We start from the raw sequence: 16784 nt of genomic DNA, 5'->3' as shown, positions 1-16784 counted from the left end.
GTCGATACGTCGGGAGAGGTGCAATGACTCTTGCGAAGATCTTCGAGAAGATCGTCGGTCCTGACGCCGGCGTCGAGTTCGTCGCCTATGACGGCAGCAAGGCCGGATCCTCGGGGGCGGACCTCCGCATCGAGGTGAAGTCGCCGGTGGCGGTGGCCTACCTCGCGCAGGCGCCGGGAGAGCTCGGCCTCGCCCGCGCGTACATCTCCGGGCACATCGACGTGCACGGGGACATGTACACCCTGCTCGACCGGATGTGGTCGCTGACCCTGAACGACCTGCCGCTCAGCGAGAAGGTCGCCGCGATCCGGTCGCTCGGGATCAAGCCGCTGCTGATGCGTGTCCCGCCGCCCCCGCAGGAGGCGCGGCAGAGCACGCTGGCGAAGCTGGGCAGCCGGCACGCCAAGCAGCGCGACGCCGAGGTGATCCACCACCACTACGACGTCTCCAACCGCTTCTACGAGTGGGTGCTCGGCCCCTCCATGGCGTACACGTGCGCGGTCTTCCCGCGGCCGGACGCGACGCTGGAGGAGGCGCAGTACGCGAAGTTCGACCTGGTCGCCAAGAAGCTCGACCTCAAGCCCGGCATGCGGCTGCTCGACGTCGGCTGCGGCTGGGGCGGCATGGTCATGCACGCCGCCAAGGAGTACGGCGTGAAGGGCCTGGGCGTCACGCTGTCGCGCCAGCAGGCCGAGTGGGCGCAGAAGGCCATCGCAGAGGCCGGGCTGTCGGAGCTCGCCGAGGTCCGCTACATGGACTACCGCGACGTCCCGGAAACCGGTTTCGACCGGGTCAGCTCGATCGGCCTCACCGAGCACATCGGCAAGGACAACCTGCCGTCGTACTTCTCCTTCCTGTACGGCAAGCTCAAGCCGGGCGGGCGCATTCTCAACCACTGCATCACCCGCCCCACCAGCACCGAGAAGACCATCAACAAGGGCGGCTTCATCAACCGCTACGTCTTCCCTGACGGCGAGCTGGAGTCGGTGGGCTACCTGATCCGCCAGATGGAGGACACCGGTTTCGAGGTCCGCCACGAGGAGAACCTGCGCGAGCACTACGCGCTGACGCTGCGCGAGTGGTGCAAGAACCTCGACTCCAACTGGGACGAGGCGGTCGAGGAGGTCGGCCAGGGCACCGCCCGGGTCTGGCGGCTCTACATGGCCGGCTGCGTCGTCGGGTTCGAGCGCAACAAGGTGCAGCTGCACCAGGTGCTCGGCGTCCGGCTCGACGACGAGGGACAGGCACACATGCCGCTGCGCCCGTCCCTCGACTGGCCGTGAAAAGCCCTACCGCAGCTCGCGCTTGAGGATCTTGCCGGTGGCGGTCATCGGCAGGGATTCGCGGAACTCCACGATCCGCGGGTACTTGTAGGCCGCCATCGTCTCCCGGCACCACGCCACCAGCTCCTCCTCGGTGATCGTGACGCCGGGCTTGCGGATGACGTACGCCTTGACCTCCTCGCCGTGGGAGTCGTGGGGCACCCCGACGACCGCGGCGAGCGAGACCGCGGGGTGGGTCATGAGGACCTCCTCGATCTCCCGCGGATAGACGTTGAATCCGCCTCGGATGATCATGTCCTTGGCCCGGTCGACGATGAAGTAGTAGCCGTCCTCGTCGCGCCGGGCCACGTCGCCCGTGCGGAACCAGCCGTCCTTCATGACCTGGGCCGTCGCCTCGGGCCGGTTGTAGTAGCCCTTCATGATGTTGTGGCCGCGGATGGCGATCTCGCCGATCTCGTCGGTGGTGTTCCACTCGGCGTCGACCAGCTTCATCTCCACGCCCCAGATCGGCGTGCCGATCGAGCCGGCCTTCGCGGGCCTGCCCGGCTGGTTGAACGAGGCCACGGGCGCGGTCTCCGACAGGCCGTACCCCTCCAGGACGTTCACGCCGAACGTCGCGCCGAAGTCCTTGAGCACCTCGACCGGCAGCGCCGAGCCGCCGGAGGCCGCCGTGACCAGCGACGACGGCACCTCGGCCGCCCCGGCGTGCACGGCGGTGAGCATGGCCCAATACATGGTCGGCACTCCCGCGAACAGCGTGACCTTCTCCCGGTTCATCAGCGTGAGGGCCTCGACCGGCTCGAAGCGCGGCATCAGCACGAGCGCGCCGCCGCGCCGGAACCCGGCGTTCATCAGCACCGTCTGCCCGAAGGAGTGGAACAGCGGCAGCGCGACGAGATAGGTGTCATCTCCTTGCCGGGGGAACATGCCGTCGCTGACCATGGCGTTCATGACCATGTTCTGGTGGGTGAGCTCGGCGCCCTTCGGCTGGCCGGTGGTGCCGCTCGTGTAGAGGATCACCGCCGTGTCGTCGGCGGAGGTCTGCACGGTCTCGAACTCGCCGGACACCCCGTCGAGGGCCGCCCACAGTGTCTCGCCGAGCTCGGACTCCGTGGCGAACGGCGTGGCCGGCAGCACGAAGAAGTGCTCGGCGCCCTCGGCGTCGGCGAAGCCGGCCCGGCCCCGCTCGCCCAGCGGCAGCTCGGGCGTGCCCTCGAAGCAGAAGAAGGCCTTGGCGTCGGAGTCGTCCAGGTGATAGGCGATCTCCCGGGCCTGCAGCAGCACGTTCAGCGGGACGACGGTCGCGCCCGCCTTGAGGATCCCGTAGTAGACGAACGGGAAGTACGGCACGTTGGGGCAGGCCAGCGCCACCTTGTCGCCCCTGCCGAGGCCGCGCGAGACCAGCAGGTTGGCGACCTGGTTGGCGACGGTGTTCACGAGCGAGTACGGCAGGCGCATGTCGCCGAAGACGACCGCGGTGGCGTCGGGCTTCTCCCGTGCGCTGTCTTCCAGCACGACGGCCAGGTTGAGCATCGCCGCTCCCTCTTCTATCGGACCCCTCGGTCCATACCAACCGGTAGGTACCTCAGCGTAACGGCTCGGGCTGCGGATTTTGAGGGTCCGGTTACAAGGGCGTTCCCGACCCTTGACGATGCTGTGCCCCCGCACGAGAGTGGGCGGCATGGACACGGCTGCCGACCTGTCCCACATCCCGTTCTGGGGGCTGCCCCAGGCCGAGCGGCACGACGCGTTCCGCCGCCTGCGGGCGCTCGACCATCCCGCCTTCTTCCGCGAGAACAAGATCCCCTTCATCGGTCACGGCGCGGGTTACTACGCGCTGGTGCGGCACGCCGACGTGACCGAGGCCAGCCGCGACCCCGCCGTCTTCAGCAGCGAGCCGACGGCCAACAGCATCCCGGACATGCCGCGCTGGCTGGCGGTCTACTTCGGCTCCATGATCAACATGGACGACCCCCGGCACGCCCGGCTGCGGCGGATCGTCTCGCGGGCGTTCACCCCGCGCATCCTGGCCAAGATGGAGGAGGATCTGAGCCGGGCCGCCCGGGAGATCGTCGGCGAGGCCGTGCGGGAGGGGCCGGGCGACTTCGTCACTCAGATCGCCGCCCGATTACCCGTACGGGTGATCTGCGACATGATGGGCATCCCGGCCGAGCATCACGACCGGGTGCTGCGCCGTACGAACACGATCCTGGCCAACGCCGACTCCGAATATTCGGGGGTCGCGGCCGACCCGTCCCGGCCGGACGGCTCCTTCGGCCGCTGGACCACGGCCCGGGGCCTGGCCGCGCTGCTGCGGGCCGGGCACGACCTGAACGCGCTGGCCCGCCGCCTGGCCGGGGAGCGCCGCCGCCGGCCCACCGACGACCTGACCAGCAAGCTCGTGAACGGCGAGGAACACCTGACCGCCCAGGAGCTCGGCTCGTTCTTCATCCTGCTGGTCGTCGCGGGCAGCGAGACCACCCGCAACGCCGTCGCCCACGGGCTCAAACTGCTCACCGACCACCCCGGCCAGCGCGCGTTGCTGTTTGAGGACTTCGACGGGCGCATCGCGGGCGCCGTGGAGGAGATCGTCCGCTACTCCAGCCCGGTCATCCAGTTCCGGCGCACCGTGACCCGGGACCACACGATGAACGGCCACGATTACCGCGCGGGCGACAAGGTCCTGCTGTTCTACAACTCGGCGAACCGCGACGAGACGGTCTTCCGTGATCCCGACGTCTTCGACATCACCCGCAGTCCCAACCCCCATGTCGGCTTCGGCGGCCACGGCCCCCATTACTGCCTCGGCGCCCACCTCGCCCGCCGGGAGATCACCGTGATGTTCCGGGAGCTGTTCGACCGGATGCCCGCCATCCGATCCGTGGGCGAGCCGTCCTACCTGCTGTCCAACTTCATCAACGGCGTCAAGCACATGAGTTATCGCTTCTGAACGCCGGCGTCAGCAGGCGTACTCGTCACGGCGCCAGATCATCGCCGCCAGCATCAGCGGGAACATCACGACGTGGGCGGCGACCATCACGGCCATGCCGTCGATCACGCCCAGCCACAGGAGCGGGAAGAGCGGCACGACCGGGGCGAACATCACGGCGCACATCTCCAGGGTCGGAGCCCAGGAGTGCCCGCGCACCCGCATCCACGCGGCCATGCCGGCCGACATGTCGAACGCCATCAGCAGATAGGCCGGCTCGGGATCACGGTCGTACGAGGGATCGATCCCCAGGGCGGACCACAGCAGGCGGAGCGCGAACATCCCGACGAACATCGCGATGATCATCTCGACGTAGTGGAGGGCGAAACGTCCCCAGCGCAGTGTGCCGCTCTCGTGACCGGCGTGTCCTTCAGGCGTCGTATCAGTCATGGCCCAACTGTCCGGGCGCCCCGGGGACCCGCCAAGGAGCGAGACGAGAACAGGTCCGAAATCCTGCGCTTCCCGTCCGTCCAGCCTTGGACGCTCTCGGCGATTCTGTCGGTGCCGCCTGCGATCGTGGTGGCGTGGTCTACTTCGTCTACCGCAGCGTCTACGAGGGGCCGTCCGGCAGGCTCGTCCGGCACTTCCCCGACGCCACCGTGCTCGACTGGTTCCGCAGGGTATGGGACGACGCGGCGTCGCAGGACGCGTACGCGTGGGTGGAGCGCGAGCTCGGCGCGGACGTCTACGGACTGCACACCATCTTCGAGACAGGGCTGCCGGCCCCCCGCACCCATGCCGAGTTGCGCCGGATGCTCAAGGAACATCTGTACGTCGAGCGGACGCTGCGGGTGGACCGGCACAGCGTGCGGGTGCTCACCGATGACGACGAGGTCGAGCTTGCCTACTTCTTCGTGGACGACCACGTGGTGGCGGACGAACCCGATCGCTGGGCCTACCTCGTGCACGAGAGCTGGGACCTGCCCCCGGGCACACCACCGTCCGCGCGGACCTTCACGCCTCCGGTCCCGGTCGACGTGGTCAGTCCCGCGCCGCCGGGCGGGGAGGGCGTGACGTACGCCGTGCTGATCACGTTTCACGCCACCTGCAACAGCGTGGGAGGTTCACGGCCGCATGCGTTCCCGGGCGTACGGCTGCCGGGGCTCGCGGGGGCCCTGCGCGCGGCCGGCCCCGCTCTCCTTTCCGGAGAGTTGTGTGCCCTGCGTGCCCTGGTCGCCCCCGGGGATGAGGAGATCGCGCCCGGGCTGGAGCGCTGCAACCGCTGGGGGCCGCTGGAGGAGTGGCCGCCCGAGATCACTGCTCCGCACCCCCGGGCGCACGAGCACGCGCTGCGTCTGCTGGAGGAATGCGTCCCGGCCGATGGACGCGACCCCGGCCGCACGCTCATCCGGTGTGACGATCACCTGGCCCAGATGTCGATCCACATGGACGGGTGGTCCGGGCACCGTCAGTGGTTCTTCTTCGACGACGTCTGGGCCGCGGCGCACCCTGATCTGGCCGCCTCGTTGATGCGGTTCGGTGCGCACTGGGATCCGCGCTGCCGGCGGACGCATGGCCGTCTGACCCACTGCGGTTGAACGGCCGCATGTGGCAGACTGGCAACCGAATGTGGTTCTAGTCACTCGGAAGGGCCGGCCCCCACCATGACGACACAGCCCACGGAGCCCGCGGGGCGTACGCCCATCACCTCGGCGGCGGACATCGACCTGAACGACTGGGACTTCTGGGGCCGCCCGGACGAGGAGCGGGAGCACGCGTTCCGGCTGCTGCGCGACCTGGACAAGCCGGCCTTCTTCCCCGAGCCCGAGTTCAGCCTGGGCGGCATCACCGGGCCGGGCTATCACGCGCTCGTCCGGCACGCCGACATCCTGGAGGCCAGCCGCAACCCCGAGGTCTTCTGCTCGGGTGACGGCGGGGCCACCAACATCCCCGATCTGCCTGGGGAGTTCGCCGAATATTTCGGCTCGATGATCAACATGGACGACCCGCGGCACGCGCGCCTGCGGCGGATCGTCTCGCGTGCCTTCACGCCGAGGATGATCAAGCAGTTCGAGTCCGACGTGGACGCCGCCGCCTCGCGCATCGTGGACGAGCTGCTGGAGACCGGCTCCGGCTGCGACTTCGTCACCGAGGTGGCGGCCAAGCTGCCCCTGAAGATCATCTGCGACATGATGGGCATCCCGGAGAAGGACTATCGGTTCGTCTTCGACCGCTCGAACATCGTCCTCGGCGCCACCGACCCCGAATATGTCAGCAAGCGCGAGGACATCGCCCATGCGCTGCTCACCGCGGGGATGGAGCTGCAGCAGCTCGTCCAGGACCTGGCCGCGCTGCGGATCGAGACGCCCACCGACGACCTCACCTCGTCCCTCGTCAACGCCAACATCGACGGGGAGCGGCTGACCGCCCAGGAGCTCGGCTCGTTCTTCATCCTGCTCGTCGTGGCCGGCAACGAGACCACCCGCAACGCCATCTCGCACGGCATGCGGCTGCTCACGCTCAACCCGGACCAGCGCCGGCTGTGGCTGGAGGACTTCGAGGGCCGGGCGCCGCGCGCGATCGAGGAGATCGTCCGGCTGGCCGCGCCGGTCAACTACATGCGCCGCAAGGTCACCCGCGACCACGAGATGAACGGCAACCTCTACCGCAAGGGCGAGAAGGTCCTGCTGTACTACTGGGCGGCCAACCGCGACGAGCGGGTGTTCGACGACCCGCTGCGCTTCGACATCCTGCGCGACCCGAACCCGCACGTCGGCTTCGGCGGCCCGGGACCCCACTTCTGCCTCGGCGCCCACCTGGCCCGCCGCGAGATCACCGCGATGTTCCGCGAGCTGCTGCGGCGGGTGCCGCAGATCGAGGCGGGCACGCCGGAGCGACTGCTGTCCAGCTTCATCAACGGCATCAAGCACATGCCCTGCGAGTTCTGACCGGCCGGGCTCCGGGCCCGGCCAGTGGTCAGCCGAGGGGCTTGATCGACCGGAAGACCGTGTTGATGTCGGGGAGCAGCTCGTTCTTGAGCTGCGGCACGGCCATGTAGACGATCGTGGGAAGGTCGGCGCCGGTGTTCACGGCCGCGACCACGACCGTGGTGGTCGCACCGTCGGCGGTCACCTTGTAGGCCGCGGCCAGCCCGGTGAGGTGGTTGCGCGCCAGGCGCTGCTGGGCCACCTTGGCGATCTTGTTGTCCTTGGGGAACTGGGTCTGCCGCGCCCGGTACATCACCGCGTTGAGCACCGGGCCCAGATTGTCGGGAGTGGTGTACTTCGCGGCCAGCGACTGCGCCAGCGTGCCCGACATCACCACGGCGAACTCGCGCTTGCCGTTGGTCGTCATGCCGGCCGGCACGTACTGCCTGGTGGTGAAGCCGTACGTCGCCTTGACCTGCGCCGGGTCGGCGTCCGCCTGCCAGGGGCCGCCGAGCTTGGGCAGCGTGATGCGGCCGGCGGTGTCGGTGAGCACGCCGTTCACGGGGGAGGCGGTGCCCTTGTAGACGGGCAGCCGCGACGCGGTCTGCGTCTGCGGCTTGGTCGTGGCGGCGGTCTTCGTAGGGGTCGGCTTCGCCGACGTCGCCGCCTCGGCCGCGTCGCCGGAGCTGAGCGGCCCGGCGGCGAACGCCCACACGAGCACCCCGACGAGCGCGGCGACGACCGAGGCGACCAGCGCGTACAGCCAGACCGGCCGGCCGCCCTCGTCGTCCTCGTACTCGTCGATGGCCTGGTAGTTCTCCCCGAAGACCGTGTTCCACAGCTCCTGCTGCCGGTGGGCGGGAGGCGTCTTGGGCCCGCTGATCTGTCCCGCCGTCACGAACGGCCGGTACGGGTCCTCCGCTTGGGGCGGCGCGCTGGAGGCGTGCGGCGTCGCGGCGGAGGCGGAGGGAGCGGGCGGAGTGGCCGGAGCAGGCGGGGCGGACTCGGCGTAGGAGCGGACCGACGGGGTGAACGGCGCGGACGGCCGGGAGTGGTCCGGGCCGCCGGGCATGTGGCCACCCTGGGCCGCGCCACCGCTCATCTGGCCGCCGTGGGCCGGGCCGCCGCTCATCGCGCCGCCGGGCATGTGGCCACCCTGGGCCGAGCCGCCGGAGAACCGGTCTCCGTGCGGGCCGGGCTGTCCCTGTACGTGTCCCTGTCCCGGCCCCTGACCCAGGCCCTGGTGCCGGTTCTGGTCCTGACTGTGCCCCGCGGGGCCCTGCGTGCCGTACGCCGGCGAGGGGCCCGCGAAGCCCTCCGAGCCGCTGTAGCCGTCCCGGGTGAAGGCGGGGTAGGACCGGTCCGGAGCCGCGCCCGGAGCCGCGCCCGGAGCCGCGCCCGCCATGGTCGCGGTCGCGTCCGCGGACTGCTGGGGCGCCCCCTCGACGAACGACCGGACGGTCGGGGTGAAGGAGGACGAGGACGGAGGCGGCGCCTCGGGCCAGGCCGGCGGGATCTCCGGCCACGACGGCTCCCGCTGGTGTTCGCTGCGGTCCGTGGGCACGGTACCTCCCGAGATCATGCCCGAATTGGGGGTGCCTGGCATGATCTCATGCGAGCCGGGGGCTGCCGCAGCGAAACCGCGGAATGCCTCGCGGAACTGCTCACCGGTGGGATCGGTAGGCGGGTCCTGCATCGGCAAATCCGCGGGCGGAAATGAGTTGGCCACGGCAGCACAGTAGGGGAAGGGACATAAGAGCCCACAACGGAACTATCACCATCGTGTATCGCGCTCTGACACGCGAGGTCAGCCCGCAAGATCGATCGGCGACCCGGTTGTGGTCTGCGCTAGGCTTGACATGCGTGCCGCCACCCTGCTGAGCGGGCAGCCGCCTCGGAGCGCGAGAGCGCGGAGACGGGGCTGCCTCGACTGTGACGCGGGGACCTGCCCCCGGCGGACGCCATCATCTGTGTGTGTGATTCCAGCCGCCTGGCGAGGAGTGGAAGTGGACGAGCCGGTGTACGACCCGCAGGCGCTGCAGGCCAAGTGGCTGCCGCGCTGGGAGGAGCTGAACCCCTTCGCGGCGGTCGAGGACCTTGCGGACACCAGGCCGCGCAAGTACATGCTCGACATGTTCCCCTATCCCTCCGGCGACCTCCACATGGGGCACGGCGAGGTCTTCGCGATCGGCGACGTCGTCGCGCGCTACTGGTTCCAGAAGGGCTACAACGTCCTGCACCCGATCGGGTGGGACTCCTTCGGCCTGCCCGCCGAGAACGCGGCCATCAAGCGCAACGCCCACCCCGCCGAGTGGACGTACAAGAACATCGAGACCCAGGCGAACTCGTTCAAGCGCTACGCCATCTCCTTCGACTGGTCGCGGCGCCTGCACACCAGCGACCCGGAGTACTTCCGCTGGAACCAGTGGCTGTTCACCCGCTTCTACGAGCGCGGCCTGGCCTACCGCAAGGGCGGCCTGGTCAACTGGTGCCCGCAGGACCAGACCGTGCTCGCCAACGAGCAGGTCGTGGCGGGCAAGTGCGAGCGCTGCGGCGCCGACGTCGTCCGCCGCGAGCTGACACAGTGGTACTTCAAGATCACTGACTACGCCGACCGGCTGCTCGACGACATGGCGCAGATCGAGGGCGGCTGGCCCGAGCGCATCCTCACCATGCAGCGCAACTGGATCGGCCGCTCCACCGGCGCCGACGTCCAGTTCCGCATCGAGGGCCGCGACGAGCCGGTCACCGTCTACACGACCCGCCCCGACACGCTGTACGGCGCGACGTTCTTCGTCGTGGCCGCGGACGCACCGCTGGCGGAGGAGATCGTCGCCCCCGAGCAGGCGGAGGCGCTGGCCGCCTACCGGGCCGAGGTCGCCAAGCTCTCCGACATCGAGCGGCTGTCCACGGAGAAGGAGAAGACCGGCGTCTTCCTGGGCACGTACGCGATCAACCCGGTCAACGGGGAGCGCATCCCGGTCTGGGCGGCCGACTATGTGCTGTCCGACTACGGCCACGGCGCGATCATGGCGGTGCCCGCGCACGACCAGCGCGACCTCGACTTCGCGCGGAAGTTCGGCCTGCCGGTCAAGGTCGTCGTGCACACCGGCCTGGCCGACCCGGGCGAGACCGGAATCGCCACGCCCGGCGAGGGCACGCTGGTCAACTCCGGCCCGCTGGACGGGCTGACGAAGGCCGAGGCGATCAAGAAGATCATCGAGGTCCTGGAGGAGCGCGGCACCGGCAGGGCCGCGGTGAACTACCGGCTGCGCGACTGGCTGCTGTCGCGGCAGCGGTTCTGGGGCACGCCCATCCCGATCATCCACTGCCCGGACTGCGGCGAGGTCCCGGTGCCGGACGAGCAGCTCCCGGTCACGCTGCCCGACCTGCGCGGTGCGGCCCTGCAGCCGAAGGGCGTCTCGCCACTGGCCGCGGCGACCGACTGGGTCAACGTCGCCTGTCCCAAGTGCGGCGGCCCCGCCCAGCGGGACACCGACACGATGGACACCTTCGTCGACTCGTCGTGGTACTACCTGCGTTACTGCGATCCTCAGTACGAGGACGGGCCGTTCGACGTCGAGAAGGTCCGCAAGTGGGGGCCGATCGACCAGTACGTGGGCGGCGTCGAGCACGCCGTGCTCCACCTGCTGTACGCGCGGTTCTTCACCAAGGTCCTGCACGACATGGGCCTGGTCGAATTCACCGAGCCGTTCATGCGCCTGCTCAACCAGGGCCAGGTCATCAACCGGGGCAAGGCGATGTCGAAGTCGCTGGGCAACGGCGTCGACCTGGGCGAGCAGATCGACGCGTACGGCGTGGACGCCGTCCGGCTGACGATGATCTTCGCCGGGCCGCCGGAGGACGACATCGACTGGGCCGACGTCTCGCCGGCCGCGTCGCAGAAGTTCCTCGCCCGCGCGTTCCGCGTCATGGCCGAGGCCGGTGCGGCGTCCGCTCCGGGGATCGACGTCTCCGGCGGCGACGTCGAGCTGCGCAAGGTCACCCACCGGACCATCGACGAGGTGACCAAGCTCGTCGAGAGCTACCGGTTCAACGTCGCGGTGGCCCGCATGATGGAGCTGACCACGGCCGCCCGCCGGGCCATCGACTCCGGGCCCGGCGCGGCCGACCCGGCCGTCCGCGAGGCCGCCGAGACCCTGGCGATCATGCTGTCGCTGGTCGCGCCGTACGTCGCGGAGGAGGGCTGGGAGCGGCTCGGGCACGCGCCGTCGGTCGCCAAGGCCGGCTGGCCCGAGGCCGACCCGGCGTTGCTGGTCCAGGAGTCGGTCACGGCCGTGGTGCAGGTGGCGGGCAAGGTCCGCGACCGGCTGGAGGTCTCCCCGGACATCTCCGAGGCCGACCTGCAGGCCCTGGCCCTGGCGTCGGACAAGGTCCGGCCCTACCTCGACGGCGAGCCGCGCAAGGTGATCGTGCGGGCTCCCAAGCTGGTCAACGTCGTCCCGTAACGGGCGACCCGGCTCCGCCGTACCGTGATCGAACCTACCCGGTACGGCGGAGCCGTCGCCGTTCGGCATAGGGTGCGCACGTGGCCAATGGTGCATACCTGAGATACCCCCATCTGAACGGCGACCTCCTCACCTTCGTGGCGGACGACGACGTCTGGCTGGCGCCGGCCGGCGGCGGCAGGGCCTGGCGGTTCACGGCCGACCGGGTCGAGGTCTCGCACCCCCGGTTCTCCCCTGACGGCGCCCGCATCGCCTGGACGAGCACCCTTGACGGCGCTCCCGAGGTGTTCGCCGCAGACCTGGACGGCGGCGAGGGCGAGCGGCTCACGCACTGGGGCGACGCCATGACGGGCGTGCGCGGCTGGACCGAGGACGGGAACGTGCTGGCCGTCACCGCCGCGGGGCACGGCTCGCGTTCATGGCAGTGGGCGCATGCGGTGCCGCTGGACGGCGGCCCGGCGACGGCTCTGCCGTACGGCAGGGTCAGCGAGGCGGCGGTGAGCGGCGGCACGGTGGCGACCGTCTCGGCGGTGTGGCGCGAGCCGTCACAGTGGAAGCGATACCGCGGCGGCACGGCGGCCAAGATCTGGGTGGACGCCACGGGCGACGGCGCGTTCACCCGCCTGTTCGCGGGCAATCCCGCGCAGCACTGGTCGGTCATGTGGGTGGGCGAGCGCCTGGCCTTCCTCGCCGACACCGACGGCGACGGCAACCTCTACTCCTGCCTGCCCGACGGCTCCGACCTGCGGCAGCACACCACGCACCGCGGCTTCTACGCGCGCCACGCCGCGTCGGACGGCTCCCGCGTCGTCTACAGCCTCGCCGGCGACCTGTGGCTGCTGGACAGCCTCGACGCCGAGCCGCGCAGGCTGGACATCACGCTGAGCGGGCCGCGCCCGGCCAGGGCCAGGCGGCCGGCGCCGAACAGTGCCGGCGGCTTCGCCCCGGACCGCACCGGGCGGGCCAGCGTGGTCGAGATCCGCGGCACCGCTCACTGGCTGACCCACCGCGACGGCCCCTCCGGCACGCTGCGGGCCGAGCCCGGCGTCCGGGTGCGGCTGCCGCGGCCGCTCGGCTCCTCTCCGCAGTCGCAGGCCGGCCGGGCCGTCTGGGTGTCGGACGCCTCCGGCGAGGACGCGCTGGAGATCGGCACGCCCGGCGGTGAGATCCGCACCCTGGCCGCCGGGCGGCTCGGCCGGGTGCTCGACCTGGCCGCCGCCCCGGACGGCACGCACGCCGCGGTCGCCACCCACGACGGGCGGCTGCTGGTGGTGGACCTCGACTCCGGGAACGTCCGCGAGGTGGACCGCACCACCCATGGCGACGTGCAGCACCTCACGTTCTCGCCCGACTCGGCCTGGCTCGCGTGGGCGCACGCCTACCAGCCCTGGCGCTACCACCTGAAGCTCGCCCGCGTGGACGGCAGCACCACGATCGAGGTCACCCCGCCGCGCTTCAACGACTACAGCCCGTCCTTCACGACGGACGGCAGACACCTGGCCTTCCTGTCCGACCGCACGTTCAACCCGGTCTATGACAGGCACGTCTTCGACCTGTCGTTTCCGGCCAGTTGCCGGCCCTATCTGGTGCCGCTCAAGGCCACGACGCCCTCGCCGTTCGATCCCTCGCTGAACGGCCGCGGCTTCGGCGGGGAGGACGAGGCCGGCGCGGACTCCCGGGCCTCCGAGAACAGCCAGGACGCCAAGAGCGACGGCAAGTCCGAGCCGCCGCGGGTGACCGAGGTGGACGCCGACGGGCTGGCGGCCCGGATCGTGCCCGTGCCGGTGCCGGCGGGCGTCTACTCCAACCTGCGTGCCGCCAAGGGCGGCCTGCTGTGGCTGTGTCATCCGCTCAACGGCGAGCTCGGTGACGGAACGGAGCCCGGCGAGCCGGTCCTCGAACGCTACGACCTCGTCAAGCGCAAGGTCGCCGAGCTGGACGGGGAGTTCGGGGCCTTCGAGGTCAGCGGCGACGGCACGCGCCTGGTAGGCACCGGCACGCACGGCCTGCAGACCCGTTCCACCGGGGAGGACGACGAGGTCGTCACCATCGACCTGGACCGCGTGGCCGTGACCATCGACCCGGTCGCCGAGTGGCGGCAGGCGTACAACGAGGCCGGGCGGCTCATGCGCGACCACTTCTGGCGGGCGGACATGAACGGTGTCGACTGGGCGGGCACGCTCGACCGCTACGGCCCCCTCGTCGAGCGGATCGGCGCCTACTCCGAGCTGATCGACCTGCTCTGGGAGGTCCAGGGCGAGCTGGCCACCTCCCACGCGTACGCGCGGCCCGTCGGCGCGGGCCGCGATCCGCGGCGCCGCCAGGGCCTGCTCGGCGCCGATCTCACCCGGGACGACGACGGGGTGTGGCGGATCGGCCGCATCCTGCCGGGGGAGTCGTCGGACCACGAGGCCCGCTCGCCGCTGCTCGCGCCCGGCGTCGCCGTACGGGAGGGCGACGCGATCGTGGCCGTGGGCGGGCGCCCGGTGGACCCGGTGCGCGGGCCGCTGGCACTGCTGTCCGGGATGGCGGGGCGGCCCGTGGAGCTGACCGTACGGCCCGGCTCCGGCGGCGAGACCCGGCGGGTCGTCGTCAGGCCCGTCGCCGACGAGACGCGGCTGCGCTATCACGACTGGGTGGCCGGGCGGCGGGCGTTCGTGCGCGAGGCGTCGGGCGGGCGGGTCGGCTACCTGCACGTGCCGGACATGATGTCCACCGGCTGGGCGCAGTTCCACCGGGATCTGCGCGCCGAGATGGACTTCGACACGCTCGTCGTGGACATCCGCGACAACGGCGGCGGTCACGTCTCCGAGCTGGTGCTGGAGAAGCTGCAGCGGCGGGTGACCGGGTGGTCGCTCAGCCGGGGATACGAGCCCGCGCGATATCCGGAGGACGCGCCGCGCGGGCCCGTCGTGGCCGTCACCGACGAGTTCGCCGGATCGGACGGCGACATCGTCAGCGCCGGGATCAAGAACCGCGGCATCGGGCCGCTCGTGGGCACGCGGACCTGGGGCGGCGTGATCGGCATCGACTCGCGCTACTCCCTGGTGGACGGGACCGTCGTCACCCAGCCGCGCTACTCCTTCTGGCTGGAGGGCGAGGGGTGGGGGGTCGAGAACCACGGCGTCGATCCGGACGTCGAGGTCGTCGCGACGCCGCAGGACCTGGTCGCGGGGCGGGATCCGCAGCTGGCGCGGGCGGTGGAGCTGGCCCTGGCGGCGCTCGAGGACAGGCGGCCGGCCACCCCGCCGGAGCTGCCGCCGCTGCCGTGATGCCGTGCTTCGCACGGTGCCGTGATGCCGTGCTTCGCACGGTGCCGTGACGGGACGTTGACGATCGACTGGCCTACCGGACAAAATTACGCCCGAGCCACAAAACCAGTTCATATCGATGTAGGCGTGCGGTCAGGGCATGCCGCGACCACCACCGCTCCGGCGGTGGTCTGGGGTTGCGCGCCTGACCGTATGGCTCGCCGTCGGCGTGCGCCCCGTGTGGGAGGCACGTCTTGTACAGACGAATTCTCGGCGGGCTGACGACCGCCGCCGCGGTGGCGGCGACCGTGCTCGTCGTCACCGGGTCGCCGGCGAACGCCGCCGGCACGGGCACCGGCTACCTGCACACCAGCGGGAACAAGATCGTCGACAGCACCGGCGCGACGGTCCGGCTGACCGGCATCAACTGGTTCGGCATGGAGACCGACAACAAGACCTTCCACGGGTTGTGGGCGAACAACCCGTGGAAGAGCCAGCTCGACCTCATGGCGAGCCTCGGCTACAACACCATCCGGGTGCCGTTCTCCGACGACGCGCTGAAGCCGGGCGCGCAGGCGACGAGCGTCAACACCTACTCCAACCCCGACCTGATCGGCCTGTCCCCGCTGCAGATCCTCGACAAGATCGTGGACTACGCGGGCCAGAAGGGCATGCGGATCATCCTCGACCGGCACCGGCCGACCAGCGCGGGCCAGACGGCGCTGTGGTACACCTCCGGCGTCCCCGAGTCGACCTGGATCAACAACTGGAAGTCGCTGGCCCAGCACTACGCGGGCAACACCACCGTCATCGGGGCCGACCTGCACAACGAGCCGCACGCCGACGGCACCAACCCGAACGCGACCGGCTCCTGCTGGGGCTGCGGCGACGAGTCGCGCGACTGGCGCCTGGCGGCCGAGCGCGCCGGCAACGCCATCCTGTCCGTGCAGCCCAACTGGCTGATCTTCGTTGAGGGCGTGAGCTGCCCGAGCGGCGGCCTGTCCAACGTCTGGGACAACGACACCAGCAACGACGAGGACTGCGGCTGGTGGGGCGGCAACCTCACCAAGGCCGGGCAATACCCGGTGCGGCTCAACGTGGCCAACCGGCTCGTCTACTCGCCCCACGAGTACGCCACCTCGGTCTTCCACCAGAACTGGTTCGACGACCCGTCATACCCGGCCAACATGCCGGCCATCTGGGACAAGTACTGGGGCTACCTCTACAAGCAGAACATCGCCCCGATCATGGTGGGCGAGTTCGGCACGACGCTCGCCAGCAACATCGACAAGGTCTGGCTCCAGGAGCTCATGAAGTACATGGGCACCGGCGTGAACGGCATGTCGTTCACCTACTGGTCGTGGAACCCCAACTCGGGTGACACGGGCGGCATCCTCAAGGACGACTGGGCGACGGTCGACCAGGCCAAGCAGAGCATCATCTCGCCCTACCTGATCCCGCCGACCGGCGGCGTCAACCCGTCGCCGCCGGTGTCGCCCTCGCCCTCGGCCTCGCCGTCGGCGTCTCCGACGCGCTCGCCCTCCCCGTCGCCGTCGGCGTCCCCGACGAGGTCTCCCTCCCCGTCCCCGTCGCCGTCCGCGTCTCCCTCGTCGCCGGGCGGGAAGACCTGCACGGCCACGTACAGGGTCGCCAACGAGTATCCCGGCGGCTTCCAGGGCGAGGTCACGGTCAAGGCGGGTTCGTCGGCCATCTCGGGCTGGACCGTGAACTGGTCCTTCCCGAACGGCCAGAGCATCAGCCAGCTCTGGAACGGCACGCTCAGCGCGAGCGGGTCCAACGTCACGGTGACGAACATGTCCTACAACGGCGCGCTGGGCGCCGGCGCCTCGACCATGTTCGGCTTCAACGGAAGCTGGTCGGGCAGCAACGGCGTTCCGTCCTCGGTCACCTGTACGGCGAGCTGA

At 70.4% G+C, this 16784-nt stretch carries 10 protein-coding genes; 7 read left to right on the top strand and 3 right to left on the bottom strand.

Annotated elements, in window-relative coordinates; translation table 11 throughout:
* Positions 1-23: 23 nt before the first annotated feature.
* Positions 24-1283, top strand: coding sequence for a class I SAM-dependent methyltransferase (locus FLX08_RS10355; RefSeq protein WP_142618227.1), 1260 nt, complete (start codon positions 24-26; stop codon positions 1281-1283).
* Between the two features lie 6 nt (positions 1284-1289).
* On the opposite strand, the gene FLX08_RS10350 is transcribed toward FLX08_RS10355, so the two are convergent.
* Positions 1290-2816 (bottom strand): long-chain-fatty-acid--CoA ligase, encoded by a 1527-nt coding sequence (locus tag FLX08_RS10350; RefSeq protein WP_142618225.1) that lies wholly within the window; start codon positions 2814-2816, stop codon positions 1290-1292.
* 148 nt (positions 2817-2964) lie between these two features.
* On the opposite strand from FLX08_RS10350, the gene FLX08_RS10345 reads away from it, so the two are divergent.
* The gene (locus FLX08_RS10345) at positions 2965-4233 is read left to right on the top strand and encodes a cytochrome P450 (protein ID WP_142618223.1); all 1269 of its coding nucleotides are present in this window, start codon (positions 2965-2967) and stop codon (positions 4231-4233) included.
* A 9-nt stretch (positions 4234-4242) separates the two neighbouring features.
* Here the strand turns inward: FLX08_RS10345 and FLX08_RS10340 are convergent, their stop codons facing one another.
* The gene (locus FLX08_RS10340) at positions 4243-4662 is read right to left on the bottom strand and encodes a hypothetical protein (RefSeq protein ID WP_142618222.1); all 420 of its coding nucleotides are present in this window, start codon (positions 4660-4662) and stop codon (positions 4243-4245) included.
* Between the two features lie 134 nt (positions 4663-4796).
* On the opposite strand from FLX08_RS10340, the gene FLX08_RS41295 reads away from it, so the two are divergent.
* Entirely contained in the window at positions 4797-5810 is a 1014-nt protein-coding gene (locus FLX08_RS41295) for a hypothetical protein (RefSeq protein ID WP_208761369.1), read from the top strand.
* A 66-nt stretch (positions 5811-5876) separates the two neighbouring features.
* On the top strand, positions 5877-7160 hold the full coding sequence (locus FLX08_RS10330; protein ID WP_142618220.1) for a cytochrome P450: 1284 nt from the start codon (positions 5877-5879) through the stop codon (positions 7158-7160).
* 28 nt (positions 7161-7188) lie between these two features.
* On the opposite strand, the gene FLX08_RS10325 is transcribed toward FLX08_RS10330, so the two are convergent.
* Positions 7189-8703: a hypothetical protein gene (locus FLX08_RS10325; RefSeq protein WP_142618219.1), complete on the bottom strand. Its 1515-nt coding sequence runs from the start codon at positions 8701-8703 to the stop codon at positions 7189-7191.
* Positions 8704-9145: 442 nt separating this feature from the next.
* Here FLX08_RS10325 and leuS point away from each other — a divergent pair, with 442 nt between their 5' ends.
* From leuS to FLX08_RS42000, 3 genes are all read left to right on the top strand, one after another.
* Positions 9146-11608, top strand: a complete 2463-nt coding sequence (leuS, locus tag FLX08_RS10320) for a leucine--tRNA ligase (protein WP_244312532.1) — start codon at positions 9146-9148, stop codon at positions 11606-11608.
* 80 nt (positions 11609-11688) lie between these two features.
* Entirely contained in the window at positions 11689-14880 is a 3192-nt protein-coding gene (locus FLX08_RS10315) for a S41 family peptidase (protein ID WP_142618215.1), read from the top strand.
* A 233-nt stretch (positions 14881-15113) separates the two neighbouring features.
* Positions 15114-16784, top strand: coding sequence for a cellulase family glycosylhydrolase (locus FLX08_RS42000; RefSeq protein WP_142618213.1), 1671 nt, complete (start codon positions 15114-15116; stop codon positions 16782-16784).

Origin of the sequence: Microbispora hainanensis, assembly GCF_006874475.1 — a bacterium.
GTDB lineage: Bacteria > Actinomycetota > Actinomycetes > Streptosporangiales > Streptosporangiaceae > Microbispora > Microbispora hainanensis.
The sequence above is the reverse complement of the archived record's forward strand: the minus strand, read 5'-3'. Positions and strand labels throughout refer to the sequence as shown.